This window comes from Roseovarius sp. A-2, from assembly GCF_002072155.1.
Lineage (GTDB): Bacteria > Pseudomonadota > Alphaproteobacteria > Rhodobacterales > Rhodobacteraceae > Roseovarius.
On sequence record NZ_BDIY01000001.1, the window covers coordinates 347,319 to 364,765 of the forward strand.

Sequence of the window (17,447 nt, forward strand, 5' to 3'; positions counted from 1 at the left end):
CGCGGGTAGGTGCTTTACAGTCCAAGACCGGCCTTGACCGCCGCCATCGCGTCGCCACCGTCCTGCGCGGTCACGCCGTCGAGCCACGGCGTGACCGCGTCCGGGTTGGCCTTGAGCCAGGCGCTTGCCGCCTCTTCAGGGTCGGTGCCGTCATTGAGGATCGCGCCCATGATCTCGTTTTCCATGGCCAGTGTGAATTCGAGATTGGTGAGCAGCTTTCCTACATTGGCGCATTCCTCGACATAGCCCGCGCGGGTGTTGGTATAGACCGTGGCGCCGCCCAGATCGGGGCCGAACCAGTCGTCGCCGCCGGTGAGGTAGGTCATGTCGTGATTGGCGTTCATCGGGTGCGGCTCCCACCCGAGGAAGACGATCGGCTCCTCGCGGCGGTCGGCGCGGCTCACTTGCGCGAGCATCCCCTGTTCGGAACTTTCCTTGACCTCGAACCCCTTGAGGCCAAAGGCTCCCGAGTCGATCATGTCGAGGATCAGGCGGTTGCCGTCATTGCCGGGCTCGATGCCGTAGATCGTCTCGTCGAGCGCGTCGGCATGTTCGGCGATGGTGCCGAAGGAGGTGATGCCGAGGGCGGCCCCGGCGGCATTGGTGGCGAGTGTGTATTTGGCACCTTCGAGGTTGGCGCGCACGGTGTCGACGGTGCCGGCCTCGCGATAGGCGGCGATATCGCCTTCCATCGTGGGCATCCAGTTGCCAAGGAACACGTCGATATCACCGGCGGCCATGGAGGTATAGGTTACCGGCACCGAGAGCACCTTGGTATCGGTCTCGTATCCCAGAGCCTCCAGCACCACGGTGGTGGCTGCGGTGGTGGCGGTGATGTCGGTCCAGCCCACATCTGAGAACGTGATGCTTTCGCAATTGGCAAGCCCAGGGCCTGCCGCCGTGGCGAGCGCGAGGGCGGAAAGGGTGGTCTTGAGGGTCATCATGTCTCTCCCGTTATGGAATGTCCGGGCACGCGGCCCGCTTGGCCGAGGGCCCGGAGGATGATCCCCCGGGCCCCGGCATGTCGGTCAGGCGATCAGGCTCAGGCCATCCACCAGCGCTCGATCCAGCGCTGACCGTCTACATCCCAGTTGGAGCCCATCACGTCGGAATGCCCGATCTTGGAGGAGTTTCCGAAGACGTAATTGGCGAACATCGGGATGATCACCCCGCCCTCGTTGCTGACAAGGGCCTGCATTTCGAAATACATCTCGCGACGCTTGGCCTCGTCGAGTTCCGAGCGCGCCTTGAGCATCAGCTCGTCGAAGCGGTCGTTGCACCAGAAGCTGTCATTCCAGGCCGCGCCGCATTTATAGGCGGTGGAGAACATCTGGTCCTCGACCGAGCGGCCCGACCAATAGACGGCCGCGAACGGCTTTTTCATCCAGACGTCGGACCAGTAGCCGTCATTCGGCTCGCGCACCGGCGTGAGGTTGATGCCCGCCTCGGAGGCCGAGCTTTGATAGAGCACGGCGGCATCCACCGCGCCCACGAAGGCCGCGTCGGCGGAGGAAAGCTGCACATCGACGCTGTCGAGACCGGCCTGCTTGAGGTGGAATTTCGCCTTGTCGGGATCGTAGGCTTTCTGCTCCAGCTCGGTGTTGAAGAAACGTTGGCCCTGACCGATCGGGTGGTCATTGCCGACCGAGCCGTAGCCGAACAGGATCTTGTCCACCAGTTCCTGCCGGTTGATGCCGTATTTCAGCGCGAGGCGCACGTTGACGTCATCATAGGGGGCCGCGCGAGTGTCCATCGCGAAGGTGTAATGCTGCGTGCCCGCGACCGAGTTGATCTGGATGTCGGGGCGGCGCGCCAGCAGGCCCACGGTCTTGAGGTCGAGCCGGTCGGCCACGTCCACATCGCCCGAGACGAGCGCGGAGGTGCGGGCGTTCTGATCGACCACGGCTAGAACCTCGGCGCTGTCGAACCAGGCCACGTCGTCGCGCCAGTGACCCGCGTGACGTTCCACGGCGAAAGACACGCCGGGCGTGAAATCCTTGAGCTTGTAGCTGCCGCAGCCGTCGCCCGAGCGCCAGTCGATGCTGTCTCCATCGGCCTTGCAGATCACCAGATGATAATCGCTGAGGATGAAGGGGAAGTCGGCATTGCCTCCGTCGAGGGTGAAGACGACCGTGTCGCTGCCTTCGGTCTGCACGTCCTGGATTGGTGCCACGATGGGACCGGCGGCCGAGGTGGAGTCTTCGCCCCGATGGAAATTGATCGACTGCACCACGTCCTCGACGCTCATTTCCTTGCCGGAATGAAAGGTCACACCGGGGCGGAGCTTGAAGCGCCAGACCGAGGCATCGTCGGAGGCTTCCCAGCTTTCGGCGAGTTCGGGCTTGAGCGAGCCGTCGGCGGCCACCTCGGTCAGTCGGCCATGAATGGCGAAGGACATCGAGGTGGTAAAGCTGTTTTCATAGGTCGCCGGGTTCAGCGTGTCGGTGGTCTGGCCGTGGCCGATGGCGGCGCGCAGGTGGCCGCCGCGCTTGGGCTGGGCGCGCGCGCTCAGCGGCAGGCCCGCGACAAGTGCCGCACCGGCGGTCGTGGCCATGAAGCCGCGACGGTTCATGCGGCCGGAATTCAATATGGTCATGTTGGTGGTCTCCCTTTTGCGTTATTGGCCCTGACCTTGATTTGCGGGCAATCGGGCAGGATGCCCCAGAGGCCGCGGCGGTCAGTTGCGATAAGAGTAGGCTAATATGACGCTGCAGTGAAATACAACGTCCATGATGCCCCCGAGGGGCGGATGGTGCCGGGTTTTGAGCCTCCGGTTTTCTTGATTGACGAGTCAATTAAACATGATTACGCCAGTCAGGCAAGCACGCAGATGGAGGGGCTGATGCCCAGGATCGGAATGGAGCCCATCAGGCGCAGCGCGTTGGTCGAGGCGACGATTCACGAGATTGGCGCGCGCGGCTCGCTTGACGTGACCGTGGCGCAGATCGCCAGGCGGGCGGGCATGTCCTCGGCGCTGGCGCATCACTATTTCGGCTCCAAGGAACAGATTTTCGTGGCCGCGATGCGTCATATCCTGACGCTTTACGGATCCGAGGTGCGTGGCGCGCTGATCATGGCCAAGACCCCTCGCGAGCGGGTCGAGGCGATCATCCGCGCAAGTTTCACGCCCGCGCAATTCCGCCCGGAGATGGTCTCGGCGTGGCTCAATTTCTACGTGCAGGCGCAGCGCTCGACTGAGGCGCGGCGGCTCTTGCACATCTACCAGCGGCGGCTGCGCTCGAATCTTTACCATGCGTTTCGCCAGATCACGCAGGCCGAGGCGCATACCCTGACCCGTGGCCTCGCGGCGATGATCGACGGGCTCTATATCCGGCAGGCGCTTGGCGAGGGCGAAACCGCGCCGGGACCCGCCATCGACGTGCTGCTGCGCTATCTCGACACCTCTCTCCAGCAATCCAAGGAGCCGACATGACCGCGCCGAACATCCTGATTTTCATGGTCGATCAGCTTAATGGCACGCTGTTTCCCGACGGCCCTGCGGAATGGCTGCACGCGCCCAACCTCAAACGTCTGGCGGCGCGCTCCACCCGCTTTGCCAATGCCTATACGGCCAGCCCGCTCTGCGCGCCGGGGCGGGCGAGTTTCATGTCGGGACTGCTGCCGTCGCGCTCCCGCGTCTATGACAACGCCGCAGAGTTTTCGGCGGATATTCCCACCTATGCCCACCACCTGCGCCGCGCAGGCTATCAGACCTGCCTTAGCGGCAAGATGCATTTCGTCGGGCCCGATCAGCTGCATGGCTTCGAGCAGCGGCTGACCACCGATATCTACCCCGCCGATTTCGGCTGGACGCCGGATTACCGCAAGCCCGGCGAGCGGATCGACTGGTGGTATCACAATCTCGGTTCGGTCACAGGCAGCGGCGTGGCCGAAATATCCAACCAGATGGAATATGATGACGAGGTAGCCTTTCATGGCGTGCAAAAGGTCTATGATCTCGCGCGCGGACACGATGCGCGGCCCTGGTGCCTGACGATCAGCTTCACCCATCCGCATGATCCTTATGTGACTCGGCGCAAATACTGGGATCTCTACGAGGGGTGCGAGCACCTTCTGCCCGAGGTCCCTGCGATGAATTACGAGGATCACGACGCCCACTCGAAACGCATCTTCGATGCCAATGACTGGCGCTCGTTCGACATCTCGCAAGAGGATATCCGCCGCTCACGCCGCGCCTATTTCGCCAATATCTCTTACCTCGATGACAAGATCGGCGAGGTGATGGACGCGTTGGAGGCCACGCGGCAGGAGGCGGTGATCCTGTTTGTGTCGGATCACGGCGACATGCTGGGCGAGCGCGGACTATGGTTCAAGATGTCGTTCTACGAAGGCTCGGCACGCGTGCCGCTGATGATCAGCGCACCGGACATGGCACCAGGCCTTGTGACCGATCCGGTCAGCACGATCGACGTCTGCCCGACGCTGTGCGACCTGGCGGCGGCTGACATGTCCGGGGTAATGCCCTGGACAGAGGGGCAATCGCTCATCCATCTCGGACAGGGCGGCAAACGCGAGGCCCCCGTGGCGATGGAATACGCCGCCGAGGCGTCCTACGCGCCGCTCGTCTCGCTGCGCTATGGGCGCTGGAAATACAATCGCTGCGCGCTCGATCCCGATCAGCTGTTCGATCTTGAGGCCGACCCGCATGAGTTGACCAACCTCGCCGATGATCCCGCCCATGCCGGGACGCTGGCGCAATTGCAGGCCAAGGCCGAGGCGCGCTGGGATCTTGATGCGTTTGATGCGCGGGTCCGCGAGAGTCAGGCCCGCCGCTGGGTGGTCTACGAGGCGCTGCGCCAGGGCGGTTACTACCCGTGGGATTACCAGCCACTGCAACAGGCCAGTGAGCGCTACATGCGCAACCACATGGACCTCAATGTCGTGGAGGAAAACCAGCGTTTTCCACGCGGCGAATGACGAGGGGCGCATGATGGTTTCACTGTTCCAAAAATACTCATTCTCCGCCATTCGCCACGAAGGGCACCGCTGATGGAGGCCGATTACGTCATCGTCGGTGCCGGCAGCGCGGGCTGCGCCATGGCCTATCGCCTTTCCGAGGCGGGAAAATCCGTGCTGGTGGTCGAGCATGGCGGCACCGATGCGGGCCCCTTCATCCAGATGCCCGGCGCGCTCAGCTATCCGATGAACATGAAGCGCTATGACTGGGGTTACCGGACCGAGCCCGAGCCGCATCTGGGCGGGCGGCGACTGGCCTGTCCGCGCGGCAAGGTGATCGGGGGGTCGAGCAGCATCAACGGTATGGTCTATGTGCGCGGCCATGCCCATGATTACGACCATTGGCGCGACGAGGGCTGCCACGGTTGGGGCTATGCCGATGTGCTGCCCTATTTCAAACGCATGGAGAATTGGGACGCCGGCGGTCATGGCGGCGATGCCGATTGGCGCGGCCAGAACGGCCCCCTCCATGTCAGCCGTGGCAAGCGTGACAACCCGCTGGTGCGCGCCTTTGTCGAGGCGGGGGTTCAGGCGGGATATCCCGCGACCAACGACTATAACGGCGAAAAGCAGGAGGGGTTCGGCCCCTTCGAGATGACCGTTTACAAAGGCCAGCGGTGGTCGGCGGCCAATGCCTATCTGCGCCCCGCGCTCAAGCGCGACAATTGCGACCTGTTGCGCGGGCTGGTGCAACGCGTGGTGATCCATGAGGGCCGCGCCACTGGTGTCGAGGTTCTGCGCAACGGGCGGCGCGAAGTGGTGCATGCCCGCGAAGAGGTGATCCTTGCGGCCTCGTCGATCAACTCACCCAAGCTCTTGATGCTGTCCGGCATCGGTCCGGCGGCGCATCTCTCTGAGCACGGCATTGATGTGCAGGCTGACCGCCCCGGCGTGGGTGCGAATTTGCAGGACCATCTGGAGCTTTACATCCAGATGGCCGCGAGCCAGCCGGTCAGCCTTTACAAATACTGGAACCTTGTCGGCAAGGGTTGGGTGGGCTTGCAATGGCTGTTGGGCAAGCAAGGGCCGGGGGCGTCGAACCAGTTTGAAAGCTGCGGCTTCATCCGCTCGGCTCCGGGCGTCGATTACCCCGATATCCAGTTCCACTTCCTGCCCATTGCGGTGCGGTATGACGGCAAGGCGGCGGCCGAGGGGCACGGATTTCAGGCCCATGTCGGGCCAATGCGAAGCGTGTCGCGCGGCGCGGTGACGCTGCGCAGCAATGATCCCGCCGACGACCCGGTGATTCGCTTCAACTACATGAGCGCCGAGAGCGACTGGGTCGATTTCCGGCGCTGTATCCGGCTGACGCGGGAGATCTTCGCGCAGGAGGCCTTTGCGCCCTATGCCAAGCATGAAATCCAGCCCGGCGCGGATGTGCAGAGCGATGACGAACTCGACGATTTCATCCGCGAGCATGCCGAGAGCGCCTATCACCCCTGCGGCACCTGCAAGATGGGGAGCGCCGACGATCCGGATGCGGTGGTCGACCCAAAAGGCCGGGTGATCGGGATCGAGGGGTTGCGCGTGGCCGATTCGAGCATCTTCCCGCGCATCACCAATGGCAATCTCAACGCGCCCTCGATCATGGCGGGCGAGAAGATCGCCGATGCCGTGCTGGACCGCCGCCTGCCGCCCGACAACGCGCAGCCTTGGGTGCATCCTGAGTGGCGAACCGCGCAGCGCTGAGCGTGCGTTAACCTTTTGTTCACCTTTCGTCTTGAACGGCGGCAGGACCTGCGCCCATAAGGGGGCATGTTAAGGATTTCTTTACTCATCGTTCTTAGTCTGTTCCCTTTGTCGTCCTTTGCGCAGGGGTTTGGCGGACCCGTGCGCGTGGTGGACGGCGACACGCTCGATGTGGGTGCCACGCGGGTGCGTCTGCACGGTATAGACGCACCGGAACTGGGGCAGATTTGCACCAATCCCGACGGTGCGACCTGGGATTGCGGCACATGGGTGGCCGATCAGCTGCGCGCGCGGATCGCCACACGCGATGCGCGCTGCGAGACGGTGGACACGGATCGCTATGGCCGCACAGTCGCCACCTGCGTGGTGGCGGGGCAGGATGTCGGGCGGATGCTGGTGAGTGGCGGTCTGGCGCTGGCCTACCGCAAGTACTCGATGGCCTATGACCTCGATGAAAAATCGGCGGTCGTGGCGGGACGGGGGCTGCACGGGCATCTGATGGCCCGCCCCGAGGATCACCGCCGCGCGGTGCGCGAGGAGCGCGCGCAGGACAATGCCGCGCCAAATGCCGCTTGTCCGATCAAGGGCAACGTCAATTCCAAGGGGCGGCGCATCTATCACATGCCAGGGCAGGCGGATTATGCGCGCACCGTGATCCGCCCCGAGACCGGCGAGCGCTGGTTCTGTGATGAGGCGACGGCCCGCGCGGCGGGGTGGCGGCGGGCAAAACGCTAGCACGCCGGGGCAGGTTGCGCCGCTTCTGCAAGGAATGACATCTCCGGCGGTTTTCTTGATCCGGATCAAGGCTTGCCGCCTCTGTGGTGTCTAGGCTCCGACTCGAATGATAACGAAGGAGCGACGCGCGATGACCCACACCCCCCACGAACTGCACGAAGAGTTTCCCGATCTGGCCGACAAGATCAGTGAGATGAAACAGTCCGACGCGCATTTTGCACGGCTCGCGGACCAGTATCACGAGATCAACCGCCGGGTTCACCGGGCCGAGACCCACGTCACGCCGGTAGAAGATCTGACCGAGGTGGAAATGCGCAAGCAACGCGCGATTTTGAAGGACGAGATCTATCGCATGCTGACCGCTTGAGACGCGTGCTGGCCTGATCGCGACACATCGCACGGGCGGCGCGGTCGGCGAAATATCGCGTGCGCCCCCGTCACCTCGGGCGGGGCAGGGATGAGTGCAGACCCGCCGGGCATTGCGTATCGGCCTCGGTCCCGCTAGAGGATTGGCCAGAATTTGGCCCCTTTGGGTCGCCCAGAACGAGGCCCGTCGATGCGGATTGGCGTGATCCTGAACCATTTTGAACTGCATCAGGTTCCCCATGCGACCCCCTACGCCTTTGCCCTGTCGCGGCTGAAGCCGGACTGGACGGTCGATATCCTGTGCTCGACCGAGGCCGAGCGGGCCTATGCGATGGAGATTGCAGAGCGTTTTCCGGGCCACAGAGTCACCGCGCGGCGGCTTGAGGTGCCGCTGTTTTTCCGGGCGCTCGATCCGCTGCTGCGGCAATTCACCTTCGCGCGCAAGGTCGCCGTCCTGCGGCGCAACACTGACATGTTGTCCGGGTATGACGCCCTGCTCATGCCCGAGATGACCTCGCTCGCGCTGCGCCGCTCGGCGCGGATGAACGGGGTCCGGCTGATCTTTACCGGCCATGGCGCGGGTGATCTCTATGACAATCCGTTCGGGATGTTCGACACCCGGGTGGACACGTTCGATCTGGTTCTCTTGCAGGGCCACAGGATCGCGCGGGCCATGCGCGCCGAGGGGCGGCTGCGCGAGACCTGCCATGCGGTGATCGGCTACCCGAAATACGAGGCGGTCTCGATGGAACGCACGCGCCTCTTCGAGGATGACAAGCCGGTGGCCGTCTACAACCCGACGCAGAACCCGCGCGGGACCTCCTGGCACCGCTTCGGACCGCAGGTGCTCGAACATCTGATCGCGCGTGACGGCCTCAACGTGATCTTCGCGCCGCATGCGCTGCTGTTCAAGCGTGGCTGGACGCGTGGCGCGCGGTTCCCGAAGCAGTTTCGCGAGCGCCCCGGATTGCGTATCGACCTGGGCAGCCCGGCCTCGGCCGACATGACCTATCTAAACGCCGCCGATCTATATATCGGGGATCAGTCTAGCCAGATCTACGAGTTCATTACCACGCCGCGCTCCTGCGTGTTCCTGAACCCGATGCACGCGAAATGGCGCGGCAACCCGAATTTCCGGTCATGGACCTTCGGGCCGGTGGTCGAGGATATGGCCGATTTCGACGCCGCGACCGACGCGGCGCTTGACGATTTCGAGACATGGCGGCCCGCGCAGCAGGCCGCGCTCGACGATGACGCGATCCTGCCCGATGCGCCCTTTGCCGAGGCACCGGCCTCGGAGCGGGGCGCGCGTGCGGTCATAGAGTATCTCGAAACCGGCAGCGTCGCGGACACCTGGACATGACGGCACCGCGCGCGCTCGGGTTGAGGCCGCCTGAAGAGGCGCTCGTGATCCTGCTGCCTTGCGGCGTGGACGGGATCGTGCCCGGCGCGCTGTCGCTGATCGACGCGATCTGCGCGAGCGATCGGCGGCTTTCTGTCGTTGTTCTGGTGCCCAGCAGAGATCAGGCCGAAGCGGCGGCTAGGCGGTTTCCGGTGGCCTTCGTGCATGTGGCGGTCTGGGGCCTGTCGCTGGCGCGGCTGCGCAGCCGCGCGATCCTGCGGATCGAGGCATCACAGGCTGCGCTGCCCGCAAGCCTGGGTTGGCTGCTGGCGCGCGCGCGGCGGCGCGGCATCCCGGCCTTCGGGCTGACGGTAGAGCGCGCGCAGGCGCTGGAGCGCGGGATCGTCGAACGGCCCCTTGCGCCGCTGTCGCCGGTCTCTGCCGATGGTTTGCCGGAGCGCGCCGACACCGGGGCCAGCACCGCGCATTTGATCTCGGCCATGGGGTTCGAGCGCGGGGACGGCCCGGCCCTGTCGGCGGTGGCGCGGCTTGCGCAGCGCCTGGTGCGCGGGCCGCTGGCGGGGGTATGCGCGCCGATGGTGACCCGCATCCCGAATCGTGCTGACCTGAGTGCGCATCTCGGGCGACCCGCGACGATCATGTGTCTCGGCAACGGGCCGACCTCGGCCGATCCGCGCCTGCGCTCAATGCCGCATGACGCGCTTTTCCGGGTCAATCACCAATGGATGGACGCAGGCTATATGAGTTGCCCCGACCTGCTCTTTGCCGGGGTGAAGAAGTCGATGCGCGCGGCGGGTCGGATTCCGGTCGCGGTCGCATCGCGGCGCAAGGAAGAGGCGCTTTTGGGCACCCGTGTCCTGACCCCGTGGCACGGGCCGCTGCGCTATGTGGTGATCGAGGAGATCGCCGAGATCGACCCTGCCGCGCTGCATGGCCATCCGCGCCCCACGACCGGCGCGGTGATGATGGCGGCCGCGATAGCCCTACAGCCCGCGCGGCTGATCGTGGCCGGGATGGATCTCTTTTCCGATGCCGCCGGGGCCTATCCGGGTGCGCCCGCCACCGTCAACGCCTATACGGCGGCTCATGACCGCGACACCGACGCGGCCTTTATCCGCACCCATCTGGCGCGCTACGAGGGCGAGATCGTCACCCTGAGCGCCGCCTTTGCCGATCTGGCGCATAGTGTCGCAGAAGGCCGCTTTACGCTTGTCCGGCCCGGGCGGGCTTGACTCTTTGAGCGCGCGCGCGGAAAGGGACGGACGGCCCGACCCGTTCATCTCAGACAGAAGGTCACGCATCATGCAGAAGTCGTACAAGATCAAGAACAATCCGTACAAGACCCATTGGTACAACCGACGTATGTCCTACTGGGTCGACAAGGATCCGGGCCGCGATTTCGGCGACATGAAGGAGATGGAGGTTATCCGTCTCGATCCCGCGCCGGACGTGACGCCCTCGGAACAGCCACCAGTGCGGATTTTTCTCGGCACCGAGCCTGGCCAATATCGCGCCACCCGCGTTTTCGTGTGGTCGGTCATGCAGGTGCGCGACCCGGCGCGGTGTTACGAAATCCACCTGATGTCGAACGTGGCAGGCGTTCCGCGCGTCGGCTGGAAGACCGGGTTCACCAATTACCGCTACGCGATCCCGCATTGGGCGGGCAATGCCGGGCGCGCGATCTACAACGATGTCGATCAGATCTACCTTACCGATCCGGCCAGGCTGTTTGACATGGAGATGGACGGCAAGGGCGTGCTGGCGATCTCGCTCAAGGAAAACTCGGTCATGCTCATCGATTGTGACCGGATGGCGCCGCTCTGGACGCTGGACGACGTGAAGGCGGGCAAGAAACACGACCATTTCAAGGCCGTCATGGAAGAGGCAGGGCTGTTTGGCGAGATGCCCAACAGCTGGAATTCGCGCGATGGCGAGGTGCCGATAGACCAGACCGATTGCTTGCATTACACCACGCTGCACACCCAGCCGTGGAAGCCGTTTCCCGAGTTGCTGCGCTATGAACAGAACCCGCTCGGGCATGTCTGGTACGATCTGGAAAAGGCCGCCGACGCGGCCGGATTCCTGCTTTTCACGAAGGATGCGCCCAGCAATGAATTCGCCAACCTGATCGCGCAATATCAGCAGATGCACGACACGCCCGAGACCTTCGCGGGCTATCAGGTGAAAAAGCATTTCGCGATCGTGGCCAAGCTCGCGCGCGAGACCGGAACCACCGAAATTCTCGACTACGGGTCCGGCAAGGCGATCAATTACCAGACCATCGAGGGCGAGCCCGCCGACAGCCCGTGGCGGCAGTCCGAGGCGCTGCCGGGCCTGCGCGTCCGTTGCTACGATCCGGGCCATGCGCCGTTCTCGGATATCGGCGAGGGGCCCTATGGCGGGGTGATCTCGACCGATGTGGTCGAGCATCTTTTGCCGCTCGATGTGCCTTGGGTCATCGACGAGATGTTTGCCAATGCGACCGGGTTCGTCTTTGTGGTCGCCGCCTGCTATCCGGCGGTCAAGACCTTGCCGGACGGGCGAAACGCACACACGACGCAACAGTCGCCCTATTGGTGGCACACGCAGATGGCACTTGCGTCGCGGCGCTATCCTGGCATCCGCTGGACATTGATCTGCGAGGAAAAGGGCCGGTTCGGGCGCAAACAGGCGGTGTTCACGGAAACCTCTGCGTCGCCGCTTGACTGATGCGGGCGTAGACAGACTCGGTATGATCGCAGCGTGAGTTACAAGGACATCCACCGCCGCTTCCTGCACAATGCCGGCCTTATCGTCGGCAGCCGGGTGGGGTTCGGCCTGCTGAATCTCGCGACCAACGCGATCATCCTGCGTGCGTTCGGCGCGGGCGATCTAGGCATGATCATGCTTCTTGTGGCCTATATGCGGGTCTTTGCCGAAGTGGTGAAGTTCGAGTCCTGGCAGGCGGTGCTGCGGTTCGGGGTGATGCCCGAAGAAAACGGCGAGTGGTATCAGCTACGCCGCCTCGTCGGGCTGACCCTGATGATCGACTTTATCACCATGGCCCTGGCGATCGCGGTGTCGGTGGCGCTCATTCCCTATGCGGCGGTATGGCTGGGCTGGAACGAGCAGATCACGCGGATTGCGCCGTGGTTCATGGTGCTGATCATCTTTGTCACCAATGCCACACCCAACGGCGTGCTGCGCCTGTTTGACCGGGTTGGAGTGCTTGCGTTCCAGCACGGGGCCAACGCGGTGATCCGCATGGCGCTGGTGCTGCTCGTGGTGGCGCTTGGTGGGGGGGTGGTGCATCTGGCGGCGGCCTGGTTCGCGGCCTTCGTTATCAGTTTCTCGATCCCGATGGTGATCTGCGCGCAAGAACTGGTGCGCCGCGATCTGTTGCCGGTGTTTTCGCTGAGGCTGCGCAAGACCGGACGGCAATTTCCGGGGATCTGGCATTTCCTGCTGATGTCCAACCTGATCAGCACCGGGCCGCTTGCTATAACCCATCTGACGACGCTTTTCGTGGGCGCGCAATTGGGTGCGGCGCAGGCCGCGATCCTGCAACTGGCGCGGCAGATCTCGGCCGGCGCCTCGGCCCCGACGAAATTCCTCGGGCCGCTGCTGCTGCCGGATTTCTCGCGCCTTTCGGGGCGGGGCGACTGGACCGGGCTGCGCTCGGTGATTGCCAAGCAGCTCAAGGTGGGCGCGCTCGTCGTTTTGGGGCTTGGCGTGGTGCTCTTCGCCGCGCTGCCGCTGATAGTTGAGCTTGCTTTCGGGGCCGAGATGCTGGAGCACATCTGGCTGTTCCGCCTGTTCCTCTTTGCCGCGCTGATCAATGCGCTCGGGTTCTCGCTGCATCATGCGATGTTCTCGGCCAACAAGGGTGGCACCGCGCTGCTGATCCAGTGGTTGGGGATCTGCGTCTATGCCGCCATCATGCTGAGCGGGCTGTGGGTGATCGGGCTGAACGCGGTCGGTTTTGCGTCGATCGGGCTTGCCGTCACCTCGCGCGGGCTGACATTGATCGTCGGGCGCAGGCTGTTGAAAAAGCGGATCCGCAAGGCGCGGCTGCGCGACGCGGAGGAATGAGGCCACGGGGCCGGGCCGTTCAGCGGAACGCGCCAGCCCGGTAGAGCCGCAGTGCAATGCGGGGCGCGTAGAGGATCGGATGCCGACGTTCGGCCTCGCTGACCGTCACGCTGACGCCGGAATGGCCCTGCACCTTTTCGATGATGTAGTCGAGTCCGGCGTCGAATGTGGTTGCTGCCTTGAGCACCCGCAGCGCGCCCAGAGGGGTGCCGATGATCCGCCGGAGCGCCCATTTGGCGCGGCAGAGGCCACGGTGCATAGGTCCGGCATCGGGCAGGTCGGGGCGGCCATCCGGCCCTTGCGGCAAGAGCAGCGCCGAGAGCCGGGCATAGCGTTCAGGGAAACGTGCGACGATCTGCACAGCCCGCGGCCCGGGGTTTTCGGGCCGCAATTCGGTGCGGTAGCTTTCCGCGAGACCACGCGCCCAGAGGGCGCCGGGGGGCTGCGGACCGTGCAGCAGAGGTTGGGTCTGGGTGACGAAATGGCGGCAGGCGCGTGCCAGCGTGTCGATCAGCCGGGCGCGCAGGGCCGCGTCGTCGGTGACGATGCGCGCAGGCTGCGTGAACCGCGCCCAGAACATGGACTCGAGCGTGCCGCCGCCAGCCCGGCGGATAAAGGCCGCCTCGGATATGATCGCGTATTTGCTGCGCAGCGGTCGGCCTGCCGCATCGGTGATCGCGAGGAAATGCACATTGGGCGGCAGCAACCACGCGCCGAGGCTCTTGGCTCCCGCGCCATAGACCGCGCGGTAGTGCGAGACGATCACGTAGAAATCGAGCATCTTGCCAGCGTCGTCGCCCTCGCGCAGGGCCGAGCCGTAGAACACCAGTGCGCGCACCGCCGCACCGTGACGCGCGCGAATAGCGCGGGCCATCGCCTCGGCGGGCGGCGACAGCGGACCCTGATCGGCCTCGATCACCGTGCGCAGTGCCTCCGTCACCCCGGCCCCGCTCATCTCAGGAAGGCCAGCGGCGGGGTTGTGGTGATCCGCAGGCTCGCCGCGCCGGTGCTCAGAACCGCCTCGCCATCGACCACCACCGGCCCGGTATGTTCAAGATCGAGCCAGTCACTGCGATAGCTGGTCAGCCCGTGCGCGGCCATGCCCGGCCCGGTCAGGCCAAGCACGATCCGCGCGAGCGCCCGGCGAAAGCCACGGATCGGCCATGTGGCATGGGTGATCGCCACGCCGCCCTCGCCATCGCCCCAGAACGGTGCGAGGCCCAGGCTGAGCCGGGGCAGGGAACTGGTGAGGGTGAGTGCGTGGTCGCCGTCGATCTCGATGCCCTCGCCGCGCAGCGTGAGGGGCGAGGGGCGCATCACCGGGTGGCCATCGCTGTCGCGATACCGTCCGGGCGCTATCAGGAAACGCGCGATGGCCAGTGCCACGGCGCGGCCCCCGCGCCGGCCCGGGCCATGAAATTCCCGCTGCGTGTAAAGCATCGCGCGGGCCAGAGATCCGGTCGAGAGGACAAAGCCGATGGCCGGGCGGTCAAGGTCGCTGCTTTCGATCCGCAGGGCATGATGGTGTTCGCGCTTTGGTTCTTCCACCTCATGGGCAAGGGCCTTGATGCGGCGGGTGATCTCGCCGGGGGTGCGCCCGCGAAACCCGAAGAGCTGCGCCGCGAGATTGGTGCTGCCACCCGGCAGCACGGCGATATCGGGCAGCGTGCCAAAGCCCGACCCAGGTGCCAGACAGGCCGAGAGTACCGCGAGCAGTGTGCCGTCGCCCCCCTCGACAAAGATCGTGTCCACCTCTGCGGCCGCCATTTGCGCGATGCAGGGATCGAGCCGGTCGAAGCTGTCGAGCCGCAGGAAATGCGCGCCCGGCAGGTCGAGCCCGGCGGCCTCGAGCATGGAGCCGCGCCGCGCGACCGCATGGCTGCGCGGGTTCACCACCAGACCAAGACGCGCGCTCATACCGAGCCCCTCCGATGCAAGGATAGCCACAGGCCGATGAGCAGCAACACGCCCGCCGGGATGCCGACGGCAACTTCGGCATCGAGCCCCCCGTTTTCCGAAAGCGTCTTGAATACCCCGTCGGCCACCATGAACACGAAGCCGCCGCCGATCGCGAGCCCCATCGAGACTTCGGCGCGATCGTGGCGTCCGAAATGCTGCATGATCGGCACGGTGATCATCAGGAACCCGAGCGCGATGACGGGCAGGGACAGCCGGTTGAGGAACCACACGAGATACGCATCCGATGGCAGGCTGCCCGAGCCGGTCATTCGTGACAGCCGCAGCAGATCGGCCATCGCCAGGTTGCGCGGTTCCGACATCAGCAGGCGCAGCGTGCGCGGCGATTGCGCGGTCTGCCAGAGTGCGGGGGGCTCTGGCGGCTGGCCGTCATAGCGGATCTGGTGGCTGTTCAGAAGTTGCCAGCCACCGGTCGTGACGCGCGCCGTGGGCGCGTGCGAGATCGCCTCGATCTTGCCGCCCGTGCCGCGCTCGAACAAAGTGATATCCTCGAGCACATCACCCTCGACCCCACCGATCTCGACCAGCAGACGCCTATCGGCGAGCCACAGCGTTTCGGGGGCCTGTCCGTCGTCATGCACCGCCTGCGGCCCGAGCCAGTTTTCAAGCGCCTGGGTGCTGCGCGGCGTGACGAAGTCTATCACCAGTGCCGAGCCGACCGTGGCGATCAGCACCGCCGGGATCAGCGCGCGGATCTGGCCCAGCACCGACACGCCCGCGCCCACGATGGCCACCAGTTCCGAGCGGCGGATCAGGCTCATATAGGTGAGCAGGAGCGCCAGAAGCACCGAGAAGACGAGAATGCGGTCGAACAGGATCGGCATCCGCAGCGCCATATAGCGGAACTGGTCCAGCAGTGTTGCATCGGGCGGCAGGAGATCGGCGTTGCTGAGCGCGTCGAGCGTGCCGAGCAGGGCCACCAGCCCGAAGCTGATGATCACGAAGCGTTGCAGGAACATGACTGCGAGATAGCGATAGAGATGTTTCATCGCGCCGCCTTCGCGTTCGTATCGGGGTCGGTGCGCGCGCGCCGCAGCGCCGAGATGAGCCGGGGCAGCGGCGTGCGGCCTTGCGCGGTACGCCGAAAGGTATAGAGCGCGAGCACCAGCACCAGCGCCACGATTGGCCATGTCCCGGCCCAGGGCGGCAGGGTGCCGCGCTGCGCCAGGTCGAGGCCGTATTCCAGCAGCTTTTGCACCACCAGCAGCAGGACGATCCCGAACGCCAGCCCGCCCGACCGGCCCATGCGGCCAAGCGTTAGCCCGAGCACGACCCCGATGAAGGGCAGCGCCGTCAGAAGAATGGCGCGGCTGAGACGGTCGTGCAGATTGGCCTCGGCTGCGGCGCGGTCGATATTCTGACCCTGCGACGGGTAGCTGCCGGTCACCAGTTCCGGCAGGGTAAGCTCGCGCTGATCGTCGCCGCGGTCGCGATACCCGTCAAGCGGGGTGGGCAGTGTCCAGGTCACCGATTCTGTGCTCAGGCGATTGCCGCCGCCATTGGTAATCGTCGCGGGGACATTGCCCAGCATGGCGTTGGCCATGATGATCTGCCAGGTCCGGTTATCGTCCTCGTTAAGCCGCCCGCTCTGCCCGGCAATGAAGCGCCGGCTGCCATCCTCGGCGGTCTCGACGATAAAGGTCTCGCCCAGTTCACGGCCGGAGAAATCCACATGCGAGGTCCACACAACGCGGTCTTCGAACTGGATGAACTTGCGTTCCTTGAAGGCGGTGACGATCGAGCTTTGGCGCAACTCGTGCACCACCTCGCGGTAATTGTACCGCGCCACCGGTTGCAGAAAGCCCGAATTCACGATGGAGGCGATGGCAAGGAACAGCCCGAGCAGCACCAGCGGACGCGCGACGCGGTGCAGCGACACCCCGGTCGAGAGCAGCGCCACCATCTCGCCCGAGCGGCTGAGCCGTTCGGTCGCGATGATCGTGGCAATGAGCAGGGCACCGGGCAGGGCCATCCCCAGGTAATGCGGCATCAGATTGGCGATCATCCGCGTTCCGGCCTCGAGCGCGTTTTCGGACCCGGCGATCAGATCGGCGATGCGGATCAGGCGCTCCAGCATCAGCATGCCGAGGGCCACGGCGATCAGCGCCGCGAGGATGCTGAGGATGTTGCGCAGCATATATCGGTCGAGCCGAAACCGCATGCTAGGCGCATTCCCGCGCATCAGAGGACCGTGACATGCTTGTAACCACTTGTGATAGCTGCGAACCTTGCCGCCCTGTAGCAGAGAATGGTTTCTGATACCAGATAA

General features: G+C 64.8%; 15 protein-coding genes. 9 read left to right on the forward strand and 6 right to left on the reverse strand.

Translation table 11 applies throughout. The annotated features are described in order from the left end of the window. Positions 1-14: 14 nt before the first annotated feature. Positions 15-941 (reverse strand): choline ABC transporter substrate-binding protein, encoded by a 927-nt coding sequence (gene choX / locus BHD06_RS01750; RefSeq protein ID WP_080455558.1) that lies wholly within the window; start codon positions 939-941, stop codon positions 15-17. A 101-nt stretch (positions 942-1,042) separates the two neighbouring features. Next, entirely contained in the window at positions 1,043-2,596 is a 1,554-nt protein-coding gene (locus BHD06_RS01755; RefSeq protein ID WP_080455245.1) for an ABC transporter substrate-binding protein, read from the reverse strand. 246 nt (positions 2,597-2,842) lie between these two features. On the opposite strand from BHD06_RS01755, the gene betI reads away from it, so the two are divergent. The 9 genes from betI (at position 2,843) to BHD06_RS01800 (ending at position 13,201) form a co-directional block, all read left to right on the forward strand. Beyond that, positions 2,843-3,433, forward strand: a complete 591-nt coding sequence (gene betI / locus BHD06_RS01760) for a transcriptional regulator BetI (protein ID WP_080455559.1) — start codon at positions 2,843-2,845, stop codon at positions 3,431-3,433. Further along, on the forward strand, positions 3,430-4,938 hold the full coding sequence (gene betC / locus BHD06_RS01765) for a choline-sulfatase (protein ID WP_080455246.1): 1,509 nt from the start codon (positions 3,430-3,432) through the stop codon (positions 4,936-4,938). The genes betI and betC overlap by 4 nt, the downstream gene beginning before the upstream one ends. 72 nt (positions 4,939-5,010) lie before the next feature. After that, the gene (betA, locus tag BHD06_RS01770; RefSeq protein WP_080455247.1) at positions 5,011-6,666 is read left to right on the forward strand and encodes a choline dehydrogenase; all 1,656 of its coding nucleotides are present in this window, start codon (positions 5,011-5,013) and stop codon (positions 6,664-6,666) included. Between the two features lie 66 nt (positions 6,667-6,732). Further along, a complete protein-coding gene (locus BHD06_RS01775; RefSeq protein ID WP_080455248.1) occupies positions 6,733-7,401 on the forward strand; it encodes a thermonuclease family protein in 669 nt (222 codons plus the stop codon). Between the two features lie 130 nt (positions 7,402-7,531). Continuing rightward, positions 7,532-7,768 carry a YdcH family protein gene (locus BHD06_RS01780; RefSeq protein ID WP_080455249.1) on the forward strand — a complete coding sequence of 79 codons (237 nt, stop codon included), beginning with the start codon at positions 7,532-7,534 and terminating at the stop codon, positions 7,766-7,768. A 189-nt stretch (positions 7,769-7,957) separates the two neighbouring features. Further along, positions 7,958-9,130: a hypothetical protein gene (locus tag BHD06_RS01785; RefSeq protein ID WP_080455250.1), complete on the forward strand. Its 1,173-nt coding sequence runs from the start codon at positions 7,958-7,960 to the stop codon at positions 9,128-9,130. Then, positions 9,127-10,362, forward strand: coding sequence for a hypothetical protein (locus BHD06_RS01790; RefSeq protein WP_080455251.1), 1,236 nt, complete (start codon positions 9,127-9,129; stop codon positions 10,360-10,362). The genes BHD06_RS01785 and BHD06_RS01790 overlap by 4 nt, the downstream gene beginning before the upstream one ends. 70 nt (positions 10,363-10,432) lie before the next feature. After that, positions 10,433-11,839, forward strand: coding sequence for a hypothetical protein (locus BHD06_RS01795; protein ID WP_080455252.1), 1,407 nt, complete (start codon positions 10,433-10,435; stop codon positions 11,837-11,839). A 33-nt stretch (positions 11,840-11,872) separates the two neighbouring features. Next, a complete protein-coding gene (locus tag BHD06_RS01800) occupies positions 11,873-13,201 on the forward strand; it encodes a lipopolysaccharide biosynthesis protein (RefSeq protein ID WP_080455253.1) in 1,329 nt (442 codons plus the stop codon). A 19-nt stretch (positions 13,202-13,220) separates the two neighbouring features. Here the strand turns inward: BHD06_RS01800 and BHD06_RS01805 are convergent, their stop codons facing one another. The 4 genes from BHD06_RS01805 to BHD06_RS01820 are packed head-to-tail and all read right to left on the reverse strand — an operon-like array spanning position 13,221 to position 17,339. Continuing rightward, entirely contained in the window at positions 13,221-14,141 is a 921-nt protein-coding gene (locus tag BHD06_RS01805) for a hypothetical protein (protein ID WP_176214253.1), read from the reverse strand. Between the two features lie 11 nt (positions 14,142-14,152). Further along, complete coding sequence (locus tag BHD06_RS01810; RefSeq protein ID WP_080455255.1) at positions 14,153-15,118, reverse strand: diacylglycerol kinase family protein; 966 nt, start codon at positions 15,116-15,118, stop codon at positions 14,153-14,155. Continuing rightward, positions 15,115-16,167 (reverse strand): LptF/LptG family permease, encoded by a 1,053-nt coding sequence (locus BHD06_RS01815; protein WP_176214254.1) that lies wholly within the window; start codon positions 16,165-16,167, stop codon positions 15,115-15,117. The genes BHD06_RS01810 and BHD06_RS01815 overlap by 4 nt, the downstream gene beginning before the upstream one ends. After that, positions 16,164-17,339, reverse strand: coding sequence for an LptF/LptG family permease (locus tag BHD06_RS01820; RefSeq protein ID WP_176214255.1), 1,176 nt, complete (start codon positions 17,337-17,339; stop codon positions 16,164-16,166). Before BHD06_RS01820 ends, BHD06_RS01815 begins: the two co-directional genes overlap by 4 nt. Positions 17,340-17,447 lie beyond the last annotated feature (108 nt).

Coding starts and splice junctions, on each gene's coding strand:
- choX (WP_080455558.1), bottom strand. CDS start 941: ATGACCCTCAAGACCACCCTTTCCGCCCTCGCGCTCGCCACGGCGGCA.
- BHD06_RS01755 (WP_080455245.1), bottom strand. CDS start 2,596: ATGACCATATTGAATTCCGGCCGCATGAACCGTCGCGGCTTCATGGCC.
- betI (WP_080455559.1), top strand. CDS start 2,843: ATGCCCAGGATCGGAATGGAGCCCATCAGGCGCAGCGCGTTGGTCGAG.
- betC (WP_080455246.1), top strand. CDS start 3,430: ATGACCGCGCCGAACATCCTGATTTTCATGGTCGATCAGCTTAATGGC.
- betA (WP_080455247.1), top strand. CDS start 5,011: ATGGAGGCCGATTACGTCATCGTCGGTGCCGGCAGCGCGGGCTGCGCC.
- BHD06_RS01775 (WP_080455248.1), top strand. CDS start 6,733: ATGTTAAGGATTTCTTTACTCATCGTTCTTAGTCTGTTCCCTTTGTCG.
- BHD06_RS01780 (WP_080455249.1), top strand. CDS start 7,532: ATGACCCACACCCCCCACGAACTGCACGAAGAGTTTCCCGATCTGGCC.
- BHD06_RS01785 (WP_080455250.1), top strand. CDS start 7,958: ATGCGGATTGGCGTGATCCTGAACCATTTTGAACTGCATCAGGTTCCC.
- BHD06_RS01790 (WP_080455251.1), top strand. CDS start 9,127: ATGACGGCACCGCGCGCGCTCGGGTTGAGGCCGCCTGAAGAGGCGCTC.
- BHD06_RS01795 (WP_080455252.1), top strand. CDS start 10,433: ATGCAGAAGTCGTACAAGATCAAGAACAATCCGTACAAGACCCATTGG.
- BHD06_RS01810 (WP_080455255.1), bottom strand. CDS start 15,118: ATGAGCGCGCGTCTTGGTCTGGTGGTGAACCCGCGCAGCCATGCGGTC.
- BHD06_RS01815 (WP_176214254.1), bottom strand. CDS start 16,167: ATGAAACATCTCTATCGCTATCTCGCAGTCATGTTCCTGCAACGCTTC.
- BHD06_RS01820 (WP_176214255.1), bottom strand. CDS start 17,339: ATGCGGTTTCGGCTCGACCGATATATGCTGCGCAACATCCTCAGCATC.